General features: G+C 37.1%; 16 protein-coding genes. 11 read left to right on the forward strand and 5 right to left on the reverse strand.

All coding sequences use genetic code 11. The annotated features are described in order from the left end of the window. Positions 1 to 257: 257 nt before the first annotated feature. Positions 258 to 992 (reverse strand): matrixin family metalloprotease, encoded by a 735-nt coding sequence (locus BTM29_RS03925; RefSeq protein WP_076614259.1) that lies wholly within the window; start codon positions 990 to 992, stop codon positions 258 to 260. A gap of 161 nt (positions 993 to 1,153) precedes the next feature. Between BTM29_RS03925 and BTM29_RS03930 the strand changes: the two genes are divergently transcribed. Beyond that, on the forward strand, positions 1,154 to 1,342 hold the full coding sequence (locus tag BTM29_RS03930; protein ID WP_076614260.1) for a PspC domain-containing protein: 189 nt from the start codon (positions 1,154 to 1,156) through the stop codon (positions 1,340 to 1,342). A gap of 195 nt (positions 1,343 to 1,537) precedes the next feature. Here the strand turns inward: BTM29_RS03930 and BTM29_RS03935 are convergent, their stop codons facing one another. After that, the gene (locus BTM29_RS03935; RefSeq protein WP_076614261.1) at positions 1,538 to 2,944 is read right to left on the reverse strand and encodes a C69 family dipeptidase; all 1,407 of its coding nucleotides are present in this window, start codon (positions 2,942 to 2,944) and stop codon (positions 1,538 to 1,540) included. Positions 2,945 to 3,090: 146 nt separating this feature from the next. Between BTM29_RS03935 and BTM29_RS03940 the strand changes: the two genes are divergently transcribed. Beyond that, on the forward strand, positions 3,091 to 4,164 hold the full coding sequence (locus tag BTM29_RS03940) for a C40 family peptidase (RefSeq protein ID WP_076614262.1): 1,074 nt from the start codon (positions 3,091 to 3,093) through the stop codon (positions 4,162 to 4,164). Positions 4,165 to 4,184: 20 nt separating this feature from the next. Continuing rightward, complete coding sequence (locus BTM29_RS03945) at positions 4,185 to 5,120, forward strand: FAD:protein FMN transferase (protein ID WP_076614263.1); 936 nt, start codon at positions 4,185 to 4,187, stop codon at positions 5,118 to 5,120. A 3-nt stretch (positions 5,121 to 5,123) separates the two neighbouring features. On the opposite strand, the gene BTM29_RS03950 is transcribed toward BTM29_RS03945, so the two are convergent. Further along, on the reverse strand, positions 5,124 to 6,080 hold the full coding sequence (locus BTM29_RS03950; protein WP_076614264.1) for a LysR family transcriptional regulator: 957 nt from the start codon (positions 6,078 to 6,080) through the stop codon (positions 5,124 to 5,126). Between the two features lie 192 nt (positions 6,081 to 6,272). On the opposite strand from BTM29_RS03950, the gene BTM29_RS03955 reads away from it, so the two are divergent. From BTM29_RS03955 to BTM29_RS03975, 5 genes are all read left to right on the forward strand, one after another. Next, entirely contained in the window at positions 6,273 to 6,896 is a 624-nt protein-coding gene (locus tag BTM29_RS03955) for an NADPH-dependent FMN reductase (protein WP_076614265.1), read from the forward strand. Continuing rightward, positions 6,896 to 9,319, forward strand: coding sequence for a flavocytochrome c (locus BTM29_RS03960; RefSeq protein WP_076614266.1), 2,424 nt, complete (start codon positions 6,896 to 6,898; stop codon positions 9,317 to 9,319). Before BTM29_RS03955 ends, BTM29_RS03960 begins: the two co-directional genes overlap by 1 nt. 221 nt (positions 9,320 to 9,540) lie before the next feature. After that, positions 9,541 to 10,767: an L-lactate MFS transporter gene (locus BTM29_RS03965; protein WP_076614267.1), complete on the forward strand. Its 1,227-nt coding sequence runs from the start codon at positions 9,541 to 9,543 to the stop codon at positions 10,765 to 10,767. A gap of 162 nt (positions 10,768 to 10,929) precedes the next feature. After that, positions 10,930 to 11,661, forward strand: a complete 732-nt coding sequence (locus tag BTM29_RS03970) for a class I SAM-dependent methyltransferase (RefSeq protein ID WP_076614268.1) — start codon at positions 10,930 to 10,932, stop codon at positions 11,659 to 11,661. Positions 11,662 to 11,734: 73 nt separating this feature from the next. After that, positions 11,735 to 12,034 carry a DUF2316 family protein gene (locus tag BTM29_RS03975; RefSeq protein ID WP_076614269.1) on the forward strand — a complete coding sequence of 100 codons (300 nt, stop codon included), beginning with the start codon at positions 11,735 to 11,737 and terminating at the stop codon, positions 12,032 to 12,034. Positions 12,035 to 12,091: 57 nt separating this feature from the next. On the opposite strand, the gene BTM29_RS03980 is transcribed toward BTM29_RS03975, so the two are convergent. After that, on the reverse strand, positions 12,092 to 12,721 hold the full coding sequence (locus BTM29_RS03980) for a mechanosensitive ion channel family protein (protein WP_225972230.1): 630 nt from the start codon (positions 12,719 to 12,721) through the stop codon (positions 12,092 to 12,094). 410 nt (positions 12,722 to 13,131) lie between these two features. Here BTM29_RS03980 and BTM29_RS03985 point away from each other — a divergent pair, with 410 nt between their 5' ends. From BTM29_RS03985 to BTM29_RS03995, 3 genes are read left to right on the forward strand one after another with little or no spacing between them, the layout of a single operon-like run. Beyond that, positions 13,132 to 13,695 (forward strand): NADPH-dependent FMN reductase, encoded by a 564-nt coding sequence (locus tag BTM29_RS03985; protein WP_076614271.1) that lies wholly within the window; start codon positions 13,132 to 13,134, stop codon positions 13,693 to 13,695. Positions 13,696 to 13,716: 21 nt separating this feature from the next. Next, the gene (locus tag BTM29_RS03990; protein WP_076614272.1) at positions 13,717 to 14,847 is read left to right on the forward strand and encodes an NAD(P)H-dependent oxidoreductase; all 1,131 of its coding nucleotides are present in this window, start codon (positions 13,717 to 13,719) and stop codon (positions 14,845 to 14,847) included. A 2-nt stretch (positions 14,848 to 14,849) separates the two neighbouring features. After that, positions 14,850 to 15,791: an FAD:protein FMN transferase gene (locus tag BTM29_RS03995; RefSeq protein WP_076614273.1), complete on the forward strand. Its 942-nt coding sequence runs from the start codon at positions 14,850 to 14,852 to the stop codon at positions 15,789 to 15,791. Between the two features lie 171 nt (positions 15,792 to 15,962). Here BTM29_RS03995 and BTM29_RS04000 read toward each other — a convergent pair whose 3' ends face one another. Beyond that, positions 15,963 to 16,946: an aldo/keto reductase gene (locus tag BTM29_RS04000; RefSeq protein WP_076614274.1), complete on the reverse strand. Its 984-nt coding sequence runs from the start codon at positions 16,944 to 16,946 to the stop codon at positions 15,963 to 15,965. Between the last annotated feature and the right edge of the window lie 55 nt (positions 16,947 to 17,001).

Here is a 17,001-nt window from a genome sequence, read left to right on the forward strand (position 1 = left end):
TATTCGGATAAATCAAGCGCTGGTAGGGTTCTCACTATTCCCAATTCACTGTCAGGCTGATAAGTCTTACTCTTCTTTCTTGTCGTCTTTATCTTGTGACACTTATAATAAGCATTTATTCTTAAAAAGTAAAGTGTAAAATTAAAAAAATACTAATTATTTTCAAATTTTTTCATTTATTCTATGAAAATAAATGATACCGATCACTGGTACTACGCTGTTTTAAAACATATTCATGAAGTTAAAGAAAATTGAGATTATTTATCGTAAATAGCTTTTAAACCTGCAATATCGGCATCAGATAAGGAGGTAACTCCTTGATTAGTTGGATACATGATTGAAGTGGCATCATTACTATGATTTAGACCCAATGCGTGTCCAAGTTCATGCATTGTTACAGAATCACTGACTGACTCGGGATATGTCATATTGATCTTGGCAGTGGCGTGATTGATTGCTTGTTTAGTTGAATCATTAGTTCTATAAGTCAATTGAGGTCCACCAGTACCCAGCTCTAGAGTCTTGGCATTGTCGCCTTCGTCTTTATAATAGATTGAGAAGGTAATGCTGTTTGCACTAGCTTGCTTGTTACCTTCAACCAAATTAACTACACCAGTTTGATTATAGGCATATATGGCATCGTTAAAGGCTTGTCTAGCGACCTTTGGTGTTTTATCGGTGAAGTGATAGTAGTAAGTTTTACCAATGACAAATTTGTTGACCATTGAAAACGCTGGTGTTTGGTCAGCTGAGTTGGTCTGTTGGTCAGTAGACGTTGTAGCTTCTTTTTGTGTGGTGCTTGTGGCATTGGAATTATTGATGAAACTATCAGGATTGAATTTACTTATCACTGATTCTAAGTAGCCCTTTGATTTTGACAAGTTAGTTACGATTGGAGCTTGAATGGTAGTTGGTAATACGTCAGTATATTCTGCTAAAAATATACTTCCTAGAACAACAAGTAGTAATAGAGATGTAATATGTCTTCTCATTTAAATCTTCTTTCTTTTGGTCTTGTTCACCTATATTACAATCAAAATCACACATTTTCAACATAACAAATTTGTAAGGCAAATGTAAGCGATTTAGATGTACTTAAAGTCGCTTCTATATTATTATTTTATTTAAAGATAAATAAGAGAGGGGATTCATTATGCATATTCCAATTAAACGTTCGAGTAATAATAAGGTTTTGGCGGGGGTAGTTGGTGGTCTAGCTGAACATTTTGGCTGGAATACTGCCATTGCTAGAGTTTTATGGGTGATTATAAGTTTCACGCCAATTTCTGGGATCATTGCTTATTTAGTATTGTGGTTGTTGATGGAAAAACCTGATTATTGATTTTTAGTTCAGGATACAGTTTAAGTTCAGGTTCAGGTTTAAGATCAAGTGCTTGTTGTCTTTTCCTTGTTTGCTTCGCAAACGCGCACAACAGCACAATTTCTTCCGCTTAACAAAAATAGTCTCAGTATTCACGTTCGTGAATGCTGAGACTATTTGCGTTAATGCTCGGAAATTTTCGTGCTGTTGTGCGCTCTAATCATTTAAATTATATCTAAGTTTCATATGTTCTGACCCAGCGATAACCATGTCACCTAACAACTTAGTTTGACGTTTCAAGGCGTCATTTGCTAATTTATCATTGGCTTCTTCTAGGAATTTACTAATATCTTTTTGTCCAGAAGCTTTTTCGTCGGTATCATTTTGTAGTTTTCTAAATGAACTCATTGTGTCTAGTTCATAATCGTTTCTCATATCAACGTAGAAGTCGTAATCTGTGTCACCGAGAAGTGCTGTTGTACAACTTAACCAGTACATATTATTCAGGTCAAATGTTCCAGTGGCATCTTTGTAACAAGCTGGTGTGTCAGTGATATTTGTGTAGAATGGAACAACTGTATTGAAGGTATTTGCACCATAAGCTAACCATTGGATACCGGCAATTTCACTTGGAACGTTATTTCTGATTTGGAGAATATGAACGTTATGGTTACGGTTGATACCGATGGGACGGAACATTGTTTTCTCATCTTCAGTACCGCTACCGTATGGGTCATATTTTGTATTCTCAAAGTGAGAGCTTAAGACAAACTTGACGTCTTCAATTGAGATCTTTCTATTAGCGTGGCAGATAAATGGTAGATCAGCATCCATTGGGTCGTTTTCGATCTCTGGATTGAAGAATCTTTGACCATACCAAGTACGAGGGTTGTTGTAAACAGTATCTTTAATAGATGCACTACCAAAGATATGACGCAAGTTGTATTTGTCAAAGTCAGGATTCAAGTTGTATTTCTTGATCAAGTCCAACAAGTCATCTGAGCACAATGTGTCGCTTGAATCGAAGTCGAATTCATCAATATTCATACGATTAGGTGCTACAACATAGGCATCATCTGGGATACGGACTGCAGCGAAGTGGTGTCCACCGATTGTTTCAAGCCACCAAACTTCTTTGTTGTCATTAAAGGCAATTCCGTTTGGTTCATAAGTACCATATTCTTTTAATAAGGCACCTAGACGTTGTACACCTTCTTTAGCACTGTGAATATATGGCAAAACTAGTGTGACGATATCTTCTTCACCAATACCATCTTCAACGAATGGATCCATACCTAGAACACGTGGATTAGTAGTGATTGTTTCGGTAGCTGACATACCGACATTTTCACTATTGATCCCTGCGGCTGGCCAAATTCCATTAGTCAAAATTGAGTTAGGAATTGAACTGTATCGTAGTGGGTTATCAGGAAGGTCAATTTGAACTTTGCTGATAACGGATTCGTAGTGTCTAGGTTGTTCATCAGGTGAAACGACGACAAAACGTTGTGGGTCTAGTGCTTCATGACCATCATCATTTCTAGAGATTATTGTAGAACCATCTATAGAGGCGTCTTTACCAACTAAAATTGTCGTACATGAACCTTTGATCCTTTTTTCCATTATTAAGTACACTCCCTTTTTATTTACTAATATCATTATAACGCTTTCATCGATTTTTCTAAATGGTGCCAATATATATAGGAACTTATATATTAATTATTTGAATACTAGTACAATTGATTAATATTACTTAGAGAGGGGACTACATGAACGATTTATTACATAATTATCGAATGTCTAGGACCATGGGGATAGTAGTGTTATTGGGGCTATTCATGTTCGGGACTTTACCGATCATGATCATTGCCTATTGTTATTTGGCTTTGGTGTTAATAATCCATACTTGGGTAAAGATAGGCTTTAGCAAAAAAGTGAAGTCTAGTTTGACTGTTATCTATGGTTTTATGTTGGCTTTTCAAATAACCTTTGTGACGTTGACGGTATTTCCAATGCACAATATCAACTTACTATATTATCCTGCCAAGATATTCGCAGTGGTTCTATTCAGTATTCCTTTTCTTGTGGAACGTTTCATAACGGTCAGCAACGGGGCTGAATTCTACATGCCAACAGTCGAGAGCGTTACGGCTATAAGCTTTGAGGAGTTACGTGACAATACCAAACGGATAAGATCGATGATGCAAAGTGTTTCAAATATGAATCAAAAGATCTCAATAGATCATGTGAAGACTGTCCTAGAAGATATTCCAAGACACAGCTCAGTTCGCTATATCAATCAAGGAACACTGACACAATACTATTTTGATGCCGCAAAAAAGAGTTTGGATGATGAGCATATGTATCTAGTTGTTTCAAATACGGGGAGTCCAGCTAGTGAAATAATCTCAGCTTTTACACAAAAACAGTTCAATCACGTATCTTTGTCGTTTGATAGAGCTTTGGATACTATTATTAGTTATAACGGTGGGGATAATATCTACCCTCCTGGGATGAACGCTGAAACACTTGAGTTCTTCCATCAAAAGTCTGATGCATCGGTGTTGATATATAGTTTGCCGGCAACTGTGGAACAGAAACAATTCTTGATAGATAAAATTGCTGAAATAAATCACAATGGTAGTGCTTATAATCTGCTTGGATTGGTTGCGAAACATTCTTATAAGCCTAATATCATGTTTTGTTCCCAATTTGTGTACAAAATGTTGAAATTAGCCGGCTTAGAATTCTTCGATAAAAAAGACGGTGAAGTTAGACCAACTGACTTTATCGAGTTAGATTATTATAAGAAATTGGACTTTGAATATGAAATTACATTTTAAAAATATAGTGGAGAGGTTAAATGGAAACAGCTGAAAAGAAACTACACTTGATGGGAACGATAATTATAGTGTGGGTAAAAGCCAAGAACCCGCAAGATTTATTGGATATGGCCGAGAAAAAATTAATAGATTATGAGAGCCGCTTCAGTGCTAATGCTAAGTCACATCTTACTAATATTAATGACAATGCTGGAATTAGACCAGTAAAAATCGAGTCAGACTTATTTGAATTAATTAAGATTGGTAAAGAACAAAGTTTGATTAGAAATAGTGCTTTGAACATTGCGATTGGGCCACTGATTCAGGCGTGGAGAATCGGCTTTAATGATGCGAGATATCCGGGCCAAGCAAGGATCAATGAATTACTCAAATTGATCGATCCTGCAGATATTATCTTGGATGAAACTAATCAGACAATTTTTTTAAAGCACAAACAAATGTCACTGGATCTAGGAGCTATAGCTAAGGGATATTTTGCTGATAAAATCATTAATTACTTCAAATCACAACAGGCCAGTGCTGGATTCATTAGTCTGGGTGGCAACGTTTTGACCTTTGGCGATGAGCCAGATCATTTGGATGGAATGTGGAGGATTGGGGTTCAGAATCCATTTTTACCACGTGGTAACTTTGTGGCTACTTTAAAAGTCTTAGATAAGTCAGTCGTCACATCAGGTATTTATGAACGCAAGTTTGTCTTTAAGGGTCATACTTATCATCATATCTTCGATACATCTACTGGATATCCAATCAAAACTAATCTTGAAAGTATTACTATAGTCGCTGATAAATCGATCGACTGTGAAATTTGGACCACTAGATTGTTTGGTCAAAATGCGCTAAAGGCGGTTGAGATATTGAATAAACTCGACGGAATCGACGGGGTGGTTGTTACAACGGATGGACAAATGGCCTATTCAGATGGATTAAAGAAAAAAATAACGCTAGTTCAGTGATAATCAACTTATCATTGGGCTAGCGTTTTTTACTTCAATATCAAATTTTAAATAATGTAAAAATGAATCAACAAGTTCTGTTTCAGCCGCAATCAATGTCTTATCTGCAGGGTGGGCAATGAAATAATTCAGTGAAATCAGGTCCATTGGTAACTTGTAAATATTGATGTTGTCGTTAGCTTTAGGGATGGGAACACTCTCAGGTAAAAATGTAACACCTAGATTATTAGTTGCTAGAGCAACAATTGTGAAGATGTTGTTACTCTCCAGAACAATATTTGGCTGGATCTTGAACTTATGAATCAAGTAGTCAACTTGTCGTCTGATGGCAGATCCGTGAGTGGTGAGGATCAAGTTTTCCTGTAAAAGAGACTTAATAGAGATACTGCCAGGTTTTAAGAATTTTTCTTTGGGTTGATATAGTTTGGAAGATTCAGGGATTATGGCGTAATATCCATGTTTTCCTTGATCATAGACAGTCAGTCTTGGGGAAATAGTCTCAGGATTTTGGCCGATGAAGAAGTCCAAGTCACCGTTGAGAGTTTTCTTTTCATTGATATCAGGTATAGCCTCATATAATTCTATTTTTACATTTGGATGAGACTTTAAGTAAGTTGGCAAAAATAATGGTAATAAATATGTTCCTAGACTAGATAGGACACCAATACGAATAATGGTGTGCTCAGTTGAGGCATATTTTGAGATCTGTTTACGGAAGTTGTCTTGTTTCACTTCCATTGAATTCAAATACTGATAATAAATTCGACCAGCTTCGGTCAACTGCAGTGGAGTATCGTGTCGATTGATAATTTCAATGTCGAGTTCTTTCTCGACTTTTTTTATTGTCTGAGTTAGATAGGGCTGTGAAATATAAAGACTTTTTGCAGCTTTGGTATAGTTCCCATATTTGAGTAAAGTATCTAGATATTGCAACATATTCGGTGAATCGATCATTGGCATTATCAACACTCCTATCCTAATTACCTTAATTATAACAAATTTGTTATGGGTCAATAATTAAATAAATATTTCACAATAACTAGATTGTACACTAGACTTTGAATTAAGGGATTTTCTAGATGTACAATAGTAAATCCATTTTTTTTAAATATATTTGTGAAATAAAGAACAAAAATCAAAAGAGGTATTAATATGAAATTTATCGGGATAGTCGGTACTAATGCGACCAAGTCAACCAATCGTCAATTGTTACAATTCATGCAAAAACACTTCTCTAAAAAAGCTGATTTAGAGGTTTGTGAGATAAAAGGTCTACCAGCATTCAATCAGCCCCAAGATCGTGTATTACCAACAGGACTCAAGGATTTATCGGACAAAATAGAAGAGTCTGATGGAGTAATAATTGCAACACCAGAATATGATCACACTGTTCCAGCTCCATTGAAGAGTGTTTTGGAGTGGCTATCGTATACAACAAGACCCTTTATTGATAAGCCAGTTATGATTGTCGGTGCTTCTTATGGGGCATTGGGCTCATCACGTGCTCAAAATCACTTAAGACAGATACTTGATGCACCAGAATTAAAAGCACGAGTAATGCCAAGTGAAGAATTCTTATTGGGACATTCACTTCAAGCCTTTGATGAGTCTGGTGATTTGATCTATAAGGACAAAGCCACGGAGTTAGAAGAATGTTTTGATCAATTCTTATTGTTTGTAGATATTACTAATCAATTAGTAAAGAATCATGGCTTCCAAGCTGAACAAAACAAAGAATTCACTTGGGAAAAGGCAACTGAAGGGGGCAACAACTAATGAAGTTTATTGGAATAGTTGGAACAAATGCAGAAAAATCATATAACCGTATGTTGTTACAATTTATGAAGCAACATTTCAGTGATAAGGCTGAGATTGAGATTCTTGAATTGTTCGATGTACCAATGTTTGATGAATCAGATGACCAATCTAATAGTGAGATCATCCAAGAATTCAATACTAAGATAAGTGATGCCGACGGTGTCATTATTGCGACTCCTGAACACAACCACTCAGTGCCATCAGCTCTAAATAGTATTATCGAATGGCTATCATTTAATCTACATCCTTTTGATGGTAAGCCAGTCATGATCGTTGGCGCTTCATTACATCCCCAAGGATCATCACGTGCCCAACTGCACTTGAGACAGATACTTGATGCACCAGGTGTTAATGCAGCTGTTATGCCAGGTTCTGAGTTCTTGTTGGGCCAAGCAAAAGATGCTTTTGATGACAATGGGAATTTGAAATCAGAAGGAACGATTGACTTCTTAGATAGCTGTTTCACAAAGTTCAAACGCTTCACAGAAATTGCCAATCTATTAAATGTTCCAGAAGATCTTAATTTTAAACCAGGAACTTTTGAAGTAACGGCTAAAGGACACAATGGAGATCTTCCAATGTCAGTTACTTTATCAGATGATCGAATCGAAGATATTGATATTGATACTTCAAAGGAAACAAAGGGAATCGCTGACGTGGTATTCACGAAGATCCCTCAAGAAATTGTCGATGGTCAGACCTTGAACGTTGATGTGATTTCTGGAGCTTCAATAACAAGTCATGGAGTTATCGATGGTGTTGCTAAAGCTGTGAAAATGGCCGGTGGTAACCCTGAGATATTGAAGAAACGTCCTAAGGCTTCAAATATTGTTCGAAATGATGAAGAATACACAACTGATGTAGTTGTCGTTGGTGCTGGTGGTGCAGGATTAACTGCAGCTGCCAAGATCCTTGATGAAGGTAAGTCGGTTATTATCGCTGAAAAGTTCCCATCACCAGGTGGTAACACAGTACGTGCCGGTGGACCAATGAATGCCGCTGATCCAACATGGCAAAATAAGTTTGATGCCAATGCCGGTGAAGCACACCGATTAAAGGAAATCAAAGATATGAAGCTGGATGATATCGATCCAGAATATCGTGATGACTTCAAAGAGTTACAGAAACAAATTGGTCAATATCTTGATAGTAAAGGTAATTACCTATTTGATTCTAAGCTCTTGTTCAGAATCCAAACTTACTTAGGTGGTAAGCGTACTGACTTGCAAGGTAACGAGATTCACGGCCAATATGATTTAGTTAAGATTTTGACTGACCATGCCTTGGAATCAGTTAAGTGGCTCGAAAAAGTCGGAGTTGAGTTTGATAAGAACGAAGTAACTATGCCCGTTGGAGCTCTTTGGCGTCGTGGACACAAACCTATGGGGCCAGAAGGATTCGCTTATATTAAAGCTTTGAAGAAGTATGTCGAAGATAACGGCGGCAAATTGATGACAGAGACACCAGTCAAAGAGCTCATTATTGAGAATGGTGAAGTAAAAGGAGTCATTGCTCGTGGTAACAGCGGTCAAAAGATCACTATTCATGCAAACTCAGTCATTCTAGCTTCAGGAGGATACGGAGCTAATACTAAGATGTTGAAGAAATACAACACTTACTGGACAGAGATCGACGACGATATCAAGACTTCTAATTCACCAGCTATTACCGGAGATGGTATCAAGCTTGGCTTGAGTGCTGGAGCTGATTTAGTAGGGATGGGATTCACACAAATGATGCCCGTTTCCGATCCAGATACAGGAGAAATATTTACTGGACTACAAGTTCCACCAGCCAATTTCATCATGGTCAACCAATCTGGTAAACGTTTCGTTAACGAATATGGAAGCCGTGATCAACTAACTCAAGCAGCCATTGATAACGGAAACTTGTTCTATTTAATAGCAGATGATGAGATCAAAAAGACTGCATATAATACATCACAAGAAAAAATCGATAATCAAGTTAAAGCAGGAACACTTTACAGAGACGACACACTGACTGGATTGGCCAAACAATTGAAGATAGATCCAGAAGTATTCGTTGATACTATTACCAAATATAATTCCTACGTTGACGCAGGAAATGATCCAGAATTTGGTAAAGACGCCTTCGACTTGAAAGTTGTCAAAGCACCATTTTATGCCACACCAAGAAAACCAGCTATACATCATACAATGGGTGGTTTAAAGATTGACCCAGAGACACACGTTTTGAACAAAGATGGCCAAATAATCAACGGATTATATGCCGCAGGAGAAGTAGCCGGAGGATTACACGCAGGTAACAGATTGGGTGGTAATTCACTTGCTGATATCTTTACGTTTGGAAGAATAGCGGGCAAAGAGTCAATAAATCAGAGAGTGGAACAAAGCGAATAACTTCTGAGCATTTCCAAAAATCAGAGAGTGGAAGATCCCTGGTAGATTCTGAGCACTGCCTAGGGAAACTAAGGTGCCACAAAGTGACGCATTAGTTTCCCGTAGCAGGCGCAGGAATCTGGGATCTGCAACTCATTTCAGTCACAAAAACCACAACACAAATCATTCATTGGAAAAAAATTAAGAGAGGTTCAACCAAACTCTCTAAGGGGTGAAGCACAATGACTAAAGAAATTAATCGTTGGCAAGTTTTGATCGCATCAACTGCAATACTACTTTGTACTGGAGCCGTCTATGCTTTTAGTGTTTTTGCAGGACCATTGAGTGCTGATAAAGGATGGAGTATGGCAGAGATCATGTTAGCCTTTACCATCAATTCAGCAATCAGTCCTATCCCTATGATCTTAGGAGGATTCTTAACCGACAAGCATTTGGCCAAATGGACTATCATTGTTGGTGGACTTATGTTTGGATTAGGATTCTTTTTAACAGGATTAGTTACTAGTCCAAGTATGTTGTATCTGACTTATGGACTCATCGGAGGACTTGGACAAGGTTTAGCATATTCTGGTTGTCTAAGTAATACTATCAAGTTATTCCCAGACAAAAAGGGACTTGCTTCAGGTATTATCACTGCTGGAATGGGTGGAGCAGCTATCATTGCTGCACCGATTGCCAATAGCTTTATCCAAAGTCACGATGCATTATATGCATTCCGTATGTTAGGAATTTTTTATATGATCGTCGTTGCCATTGCAAGTTTCTTTATTAAAGAAGCACCAGTGGGATTCAAACCAGCAGGTTTTAATCCTCCAGAGAGACATGGCAAAGGACTACCTAATAAGAACTGGATTGCGATGCTTAAGACACCATATTTCTATTTAATTTTCTTGATGTTGTTTACAGGTGCCTTTTCTGGTTTGATGATTGCATCTAATGCCGCAGTTATTGGACAACAAATGTTCAAGTTGACTGCTGGTACAGCAGCACTTTATGTAAGTCTTTATTCATTAAGTAACTGTGCAGGACGTGTTGTTTGGGGCAGTGTTTCTGATAAAGTAGGCCGTAATAATGCGTTGAATATTATTCTAGGTGTTATCGTATTGGCATTTATTGTCTTAGTTACAGTGTCATCACAAGCCGGATTTGCAATTGGAATCATTGTTTTGGGATTATGCTTTGGTGGAGTAATGGGAGTATTCCCACCACTTGTAATTGAGAACTATGGACCACTTAACCAAGGTGTTAACTATGGAATAATCTTCTGTGGATATTCAGGAGCAGCATTCTTTGGACCAAAAGTTGCCGCTAATATGGCCGCAGCCAATGGTGGAGATTTCTCAAAGGCATTCTATGTTGCTATTGCCGTTGCACTAGTTGGTTTAGTTCTTAATATAATTTATATTCAATTGAAGAAAAGAGAATCCGCCGAAGCAGTTACTGCATAAAAGTGGATATTAAAAGTGCTAGATAGTTTATCGGGAGTTGTTCTCGATTAATTATCTAGCACTTTTTTAGATTTTATTTATTGGTTTAACCAACAGGTATACTATAACGATATAGTGTCCTGATAAAAAATTAATTAAAGCTCAATTACAAGAGGGTAGAAAATGAATAATATATATGATAATGACAAGTTCTTTGAGAAGTACAGCAAGATGAATCGCAGTATAAATGGATTATCTGGAGCTGGTGAGTGGAGTACATTGAAGCCTATGTTACCCGATTTCACTAATAAGGATGTGCTTGATTTGGGATGTGGATATGGATGGATAGACAGATATGCTGTTGAGAATAATGCCAGAAGCGTTCTTGGCGTTGATTTGTCTGAAAAGATGCTGGCCGTGGCCAAGGAAAAGACGGAAACAGACAAAATTGACTATATCAAAGGTGATATTTCTCAAATTGACTTTGAAGATAATCGCTTTGACATAGTTATAAGTTCCTTGGCACTTCATTATGTGGAGTCTTTTAGTTATTTAATCAAAAAGATTAGTAAGTATCTGAAGCCAAATGGAATATTAATATTTTCAGTCGAGCATCCAATTTTTACAGCACAGGGTAGTGAAGAATGGAACTATGATGAAAATGGTAATATAAAAGACTTCCCGGTTGATAATTATTTTAAAGAGGGCAAACGAGAGACGGATTTCTTGGGTGAAACGGTAGTGAAGTATCACAAAACTCTGACGACTTATCTTGATGGATTATTAACTAGTGGCTTTAGGCTCAATCGAGTTGTCGAACCAATGCCACCAAAAAATATGATGGATATACCAGGGATGAAAGATGAATTACGCCGTCCAATGATGTTAATAATCTCGGCAACAAATATTAAGTAGCTTTTTCTTGAAAAATCATTCTCTTAAGCCTAATATGTTCCCTTAATAATTAAAAGTTACTGGAGGAACTAATATGTCCTTAACTAATGAACAACGAGTTTCAACTGTTAGAGAGTTTCATGAGAATTTAGAAATTTCAGGATTGACCTTTACTCAGATGGCAGACGACTTGGGTACTACTGCAAAAGTAATAGAAGATATCTTGAATTTGAATGTTGAAAAAATTGAAGATCCTTGGATTCTGAGGAATTATTTGATTAAAAAAATTATTTCTTTGAACAAGGAACCAGTACCATTCACGGCTTTAGCCGGAGATTATCATGACTATTGGTTCCTAAATTCCAAGCTGATCGATAAGGAAAAAGTAGTTTAACTTAAAAACAACCAATATTTACGTGAGTAAATATTGGTTGTTTTGCTTTTGCATATATTATTTAGGTAAATTTATGCCGGCTGAATTCAAAGCCGTTAGGTATTTTTTCATCAGCACATTTTTAACATTGAATTGTTCACCATGCTTAGTGAAAGCTACGATTTGGATAACCAGAGTACCGTCGTTTAGATTCGAGAAACCTAAAATTGATGGTTTTTGTGTTATTTTCAATGATTTCAAATCAAGACCCTTGTCCACATGTTCGATAACTTGCTTGATGTTGTCAAATGGTGAATCACTGGAAACTGGTATCTCGATCAATGCTCGCATATCGTTTCTTGAGAGGTTGCTTACTACGGTGATGTTGCGGTTGGGAATAAAGTTAAGCGTTCCATCGACACTTTTAAGTTGTGTAGTTCGAATCCCAACGTATGTGACTGTGCCTTCAATTCCATTGATATTGATGTAGTCACCAACACTGATCTGTTGTTCCAATAAAATAAAGAAGCCATTGACCATGTCGGAAACAAAGCCCTGAGCACCAAGTCCAATTGCCAAACTGAATATTCCGGCACCAGCGATCAAGGTCCCAACGGGTATGCCGATTGCTGAAAGAATCGCATAGATCCAAAAGAATAACAGAATATATTTGAAAATATTGAGTACGATCGTGTAAATCGTATTCATTTTATTTTGTGAAATTGGACTTTTACTCAAGTTCAAATTGCTCTTGAACAGGTGTCTAATTATCTTTTTGCCAATCCAATTTATCAAAAGTAAGACTAGCGTTAGTAGAATCAATTGTGTTATTACTGAGATGACATGTTGTGCTAAACTTTCCCAGTCGAATTTAAATAGTAAGTTCTTAATGAATTTGTTGAGATTTACGGTAAGTTGCAAGGTAAGGGTCCTTTCTTTATTTCTAGTATATTTAATTCATTATTTTTGAGAAGAATTCCAATAGTTAAAATCTATTATATAAATTACTATATATAAATCCTGAAAGCGATTGCATATGTGTATAATTAATATTAAAATTAAGATTGTGAAGAAAATTGCAATTCTTATTTGTGACATTGATCAATGGGAGGTTATTTATGAAAATTGAAGCCATCGTGGGCTCAAACAAAAAGTTATCATATAATCGTAAACTATTACAGTTTATCAGTAAACACTTTACTGACGATGAAATTCATATTAATGAAATAAAAGATATTCCGATGTTCAATGAAAATTACCCAACTGGTAATGATGATAATTATGATCCAGAGTTAATCACAGAATTAGCTAAGAGACTTACTGAGGCAGACGCCATAATCATTGGTTGTCCAGAATATAATCATTCTGTACCATCAGCACTTAAGAGCGTTATCGAATGGTTATCGTATAGGATTCACCCGCTTAGTGGTAAGCCAGTTATGATCGTGGGTGCTTCTATTCATCCCCAAGGTTCATCAAGATCGCAGACTCATTTGCGTGAAATACTAGATTCACCTGGAGTTAATGCTGAAGTGTTCCCAGGAAATGAGTTCTTTTTAGGAACTGCTAAAAAGTCCTTTGATGAAAATGGTGACTTGATCAATCCAGGAACTGTAGCGTTTCTAGAGAAATGTTTCTCAGGATTCAGACTATATTCAGAAGAAATCCATAAGTTCAAATAATACAGAAAGGAAGTTAATTTTATGAAACTTGTTGCTATTGTTGGTACTAACGCAGACTTTTCATATAATCGTATTTTATTACAATATATGAAATGGCATTTTAGAATGTCTGCTGATATCGAAATATTAGAAGTTAAGAAATTACCACCATTCAACGAAGATTTACCAGATAAAGAACAAACTGAAGTTTGGCGGTTCAATACTAAGATAAATAACGCCGATGGAGTAATTATTGCGACACCAGAATACGATCACTCCATTCCTGCAGCTTTGAAGAGTGGACTAGAATGGTTGTCATTCAATCGCGACATTATGAAAAAAAAGCCTGTTATGATCGTGGGTGTTTCATATGGAACACAGGGTACATCCCGTGCCCAGCAACAATTACGACAGATGTTACTTTCACCTGATTTGAATTCTAATGTTCTACCAGGTAATGAGGTGTTGATTGGTAATGCGGCCAAAGTTTTTGATAAGAATGGCTTTGTGACTGATATCAATATTGTTCACAACCTTGAAAACAGTTTTACGGCATTTAATAAATTTGTAAAATCAAATATGCGTTATTTAGAAGAGGGAGACGATAACATGACTGAACCACATATTAGCAGTGATGCGTTGATCAAGTTCCGCACCGGTAGTTTGAGTATTAAAGAGATCCAACAGATTTTCAATACTTTACCATTTGAGATTGATTTCATTGATGCAAATGATAATTTTGCATATTTCTCAGATAAACCCAATCGTGAGCATGTTCGTCATACAGCAGAGATCGGAGAACCCGTTCAACAATGTCATCCGCCAAAGGTATGGCCAATCGTTAAGGGAATACTAGATAGTTTCAAATTGGGAACAAGTGATCATGTTGAGCGTTGCTTACCATTGAATGGCCACAAGGTGTGGATCAATTACTTTGCAGTTCGAGATGAATTCGGCAAGTATCTTGGTACTATGGAATTCACTGGTAACGTAGGCCACTTAGTGAGCTTGGTTCAAGAAGGCAAGTTTGATGGTTTTCCTGATGCAACAACAGGTGCTTCAAAGCATGACGACTCTGATGACTCAGAAGAACAAAGTGGCCCAACGCCTCAAGTTGATGCAACAACAGGTGCTTCAGAACATGATGATGAAAGTGCTGATAAAACTGAGTAATTATGATTGATAATCTTATTCAACACAGAATACATAAGACTGGCTATGCACTAGGGACTAATATTTCGTTAACGACATTTGGAACTTTGAACAGCTTTGGAGTCGATGAAGCTTTTAAATTAATTCAAAGATACGAAGATCTATTAACAGTTAATCGTGGTCACTCAGAGATGATGTCGGTCAATAAGTCCGCAGGATTAGATCCAGTGCAAGTTTCAAATGCTACGTATTCATTAGTTAAAACAGCAATGAAATATAGTCGTCAAAACTTTGGATTCAATGCAGCAATTGGACCACTAGTCAAACTTTGGAAGATAGGATTCGTTGGAGCCAATATTCCTAGTGATGATGATATAAAGAAAAGAATGCGACTAATCGATCCGAGTGATGTTGAATTAGACGACGTCAAACAGTCAGTATTTCTACATAAGTCAGGGATGGAGCTAGATCTTGGTGGTATTGCCAAAGGGTATATTGCCGATAGAATCAGAGACCTGTGGCATTCATTAGGCATTGATAGAGGAATTATTGACCTAGGCGGTAATGTCTTATTCGTTGGAGATAGTCCCAATCAAGCAAACCATAAGTGGATCGTTGGCGTACAAGATCCCACGAGTAAACGCGGTGAGACCATTGAAAATATCCAAATAGGCGAGTGTTCAGCCGTAACAAGTGGTATTTATGAACGATTCTTAGAGATAGATGGCAAAAAATATCATCACGTCATTGACCCAAGAACCGGATATCCACTAAAAACTGATCTAGCAGCCGTCACAGTCTTTGTTAAGAATTCCATTGAAGGTGAATTAGAAGCCAAACGATTGTTTTTCAACAACGGACCAATTCCCAATTGGGGAGCTGATAATGACGATTTGTATGGCGCTGTTTTAGTTTATCAAGATGGACACTTTACAACATTGAAGAGCGTAACAGAACGCGAATAATTTCCGAGTATTAGCACAAAAAATGGGGCCTTCACGAAAGTGAAGACCCTATTTTTTATGCTAAACGGAAGAAATTGCGTTCTGTTACGCGTTTGCGAAGCAAACAGAAGCAAAGATATTATTTGAACCCGAGTTTGAATTTGAACTCAAAATCATTATAGAAACAAGTACTTAATAAGTACGAGCCCCCATCAACTTATGTGGAAGGTAAGGCGACTCTAATAATTCAATATCCTCATCGGTTAAAGTGACGTCTAATGCCTTTACTGCACCGTCTAAGTGATTTGATTTGGTAGCGCCAACAATTGGTGCTACGACTTGTTTCTTCTGTAACAACCAAGCTAGTGCGATTTGAACCCTATCAACATTATGCTTTTGAGCAATTTCGCCAACTCTATCAACAATAATTTTGTCTTGAGCTTCAGTGTTATCGTATTTGGCTTTAGCGATATTATCTGTTTCAGCACGTTTGGTGCTGGCGGTCCAGTCTCTTGCTAAACGACCGGATGCTAAGGGACTATAAGGTGTTACGGCAATATTTTCTTCTTCACAAAGTGGTAACATCTCACGTTCCTCTTCACGATACAAAAGATTCAAGTGGTCTTGCATTGAAACAAACTGAGCAAAGCCATTTGCTTTGGCGATTGCATTTGCCTTTTCAAATTGCCAAGAATACATAGCAGAAGCACCGATATAACGTGCTTTACCAGATTTAACAACATCATTTAGAGCACACATTGTTTCTTCAATGGGAGTGTTAAAATCCCATCTATGAATTATATATAAGTCAACATAGTCCATTTGAAGACGTGCCAAACTACGATCGATTTGTGACAGAATAGCCTTTCTTGAAAGTCCAGACATATTAGGCTTATCACTGCTATCAAAGAATACTTTAGTTGCGACTACTAGTTCATCACGATTCTTGTCCTTTAACGCATTACCCAAATGGTGCTCACTCATACCATTGGAATAAGTATTAGCAGTGTCAAAAAAGTTGATGCCTAGATCTAGTGCGTGTTCAACGATTTTTTTGCTGTCCTCTTGTCCAATTGACCATGGAAATTGACCCTTTCCCGGTGTTCCAAATCCCATAGTTCCTAAGCAGATTCTCGAGACATCTAATCCGGTATTGCCAAGTTTTGTATATTCCATTTAAAATCCCCCTTTAAAGTTAAAACGCTTTCATAATATATTTTACTCATTTTAC

It is taken from the genome of Companilactobacillus allii (assembly GCF_001971585.1).
Lineage (GTDB): Bacteria > Bacillota > Bacilli > Lactobacillales > Lactobacillaceae > Companilactobacillus > Companilactobacillus allii.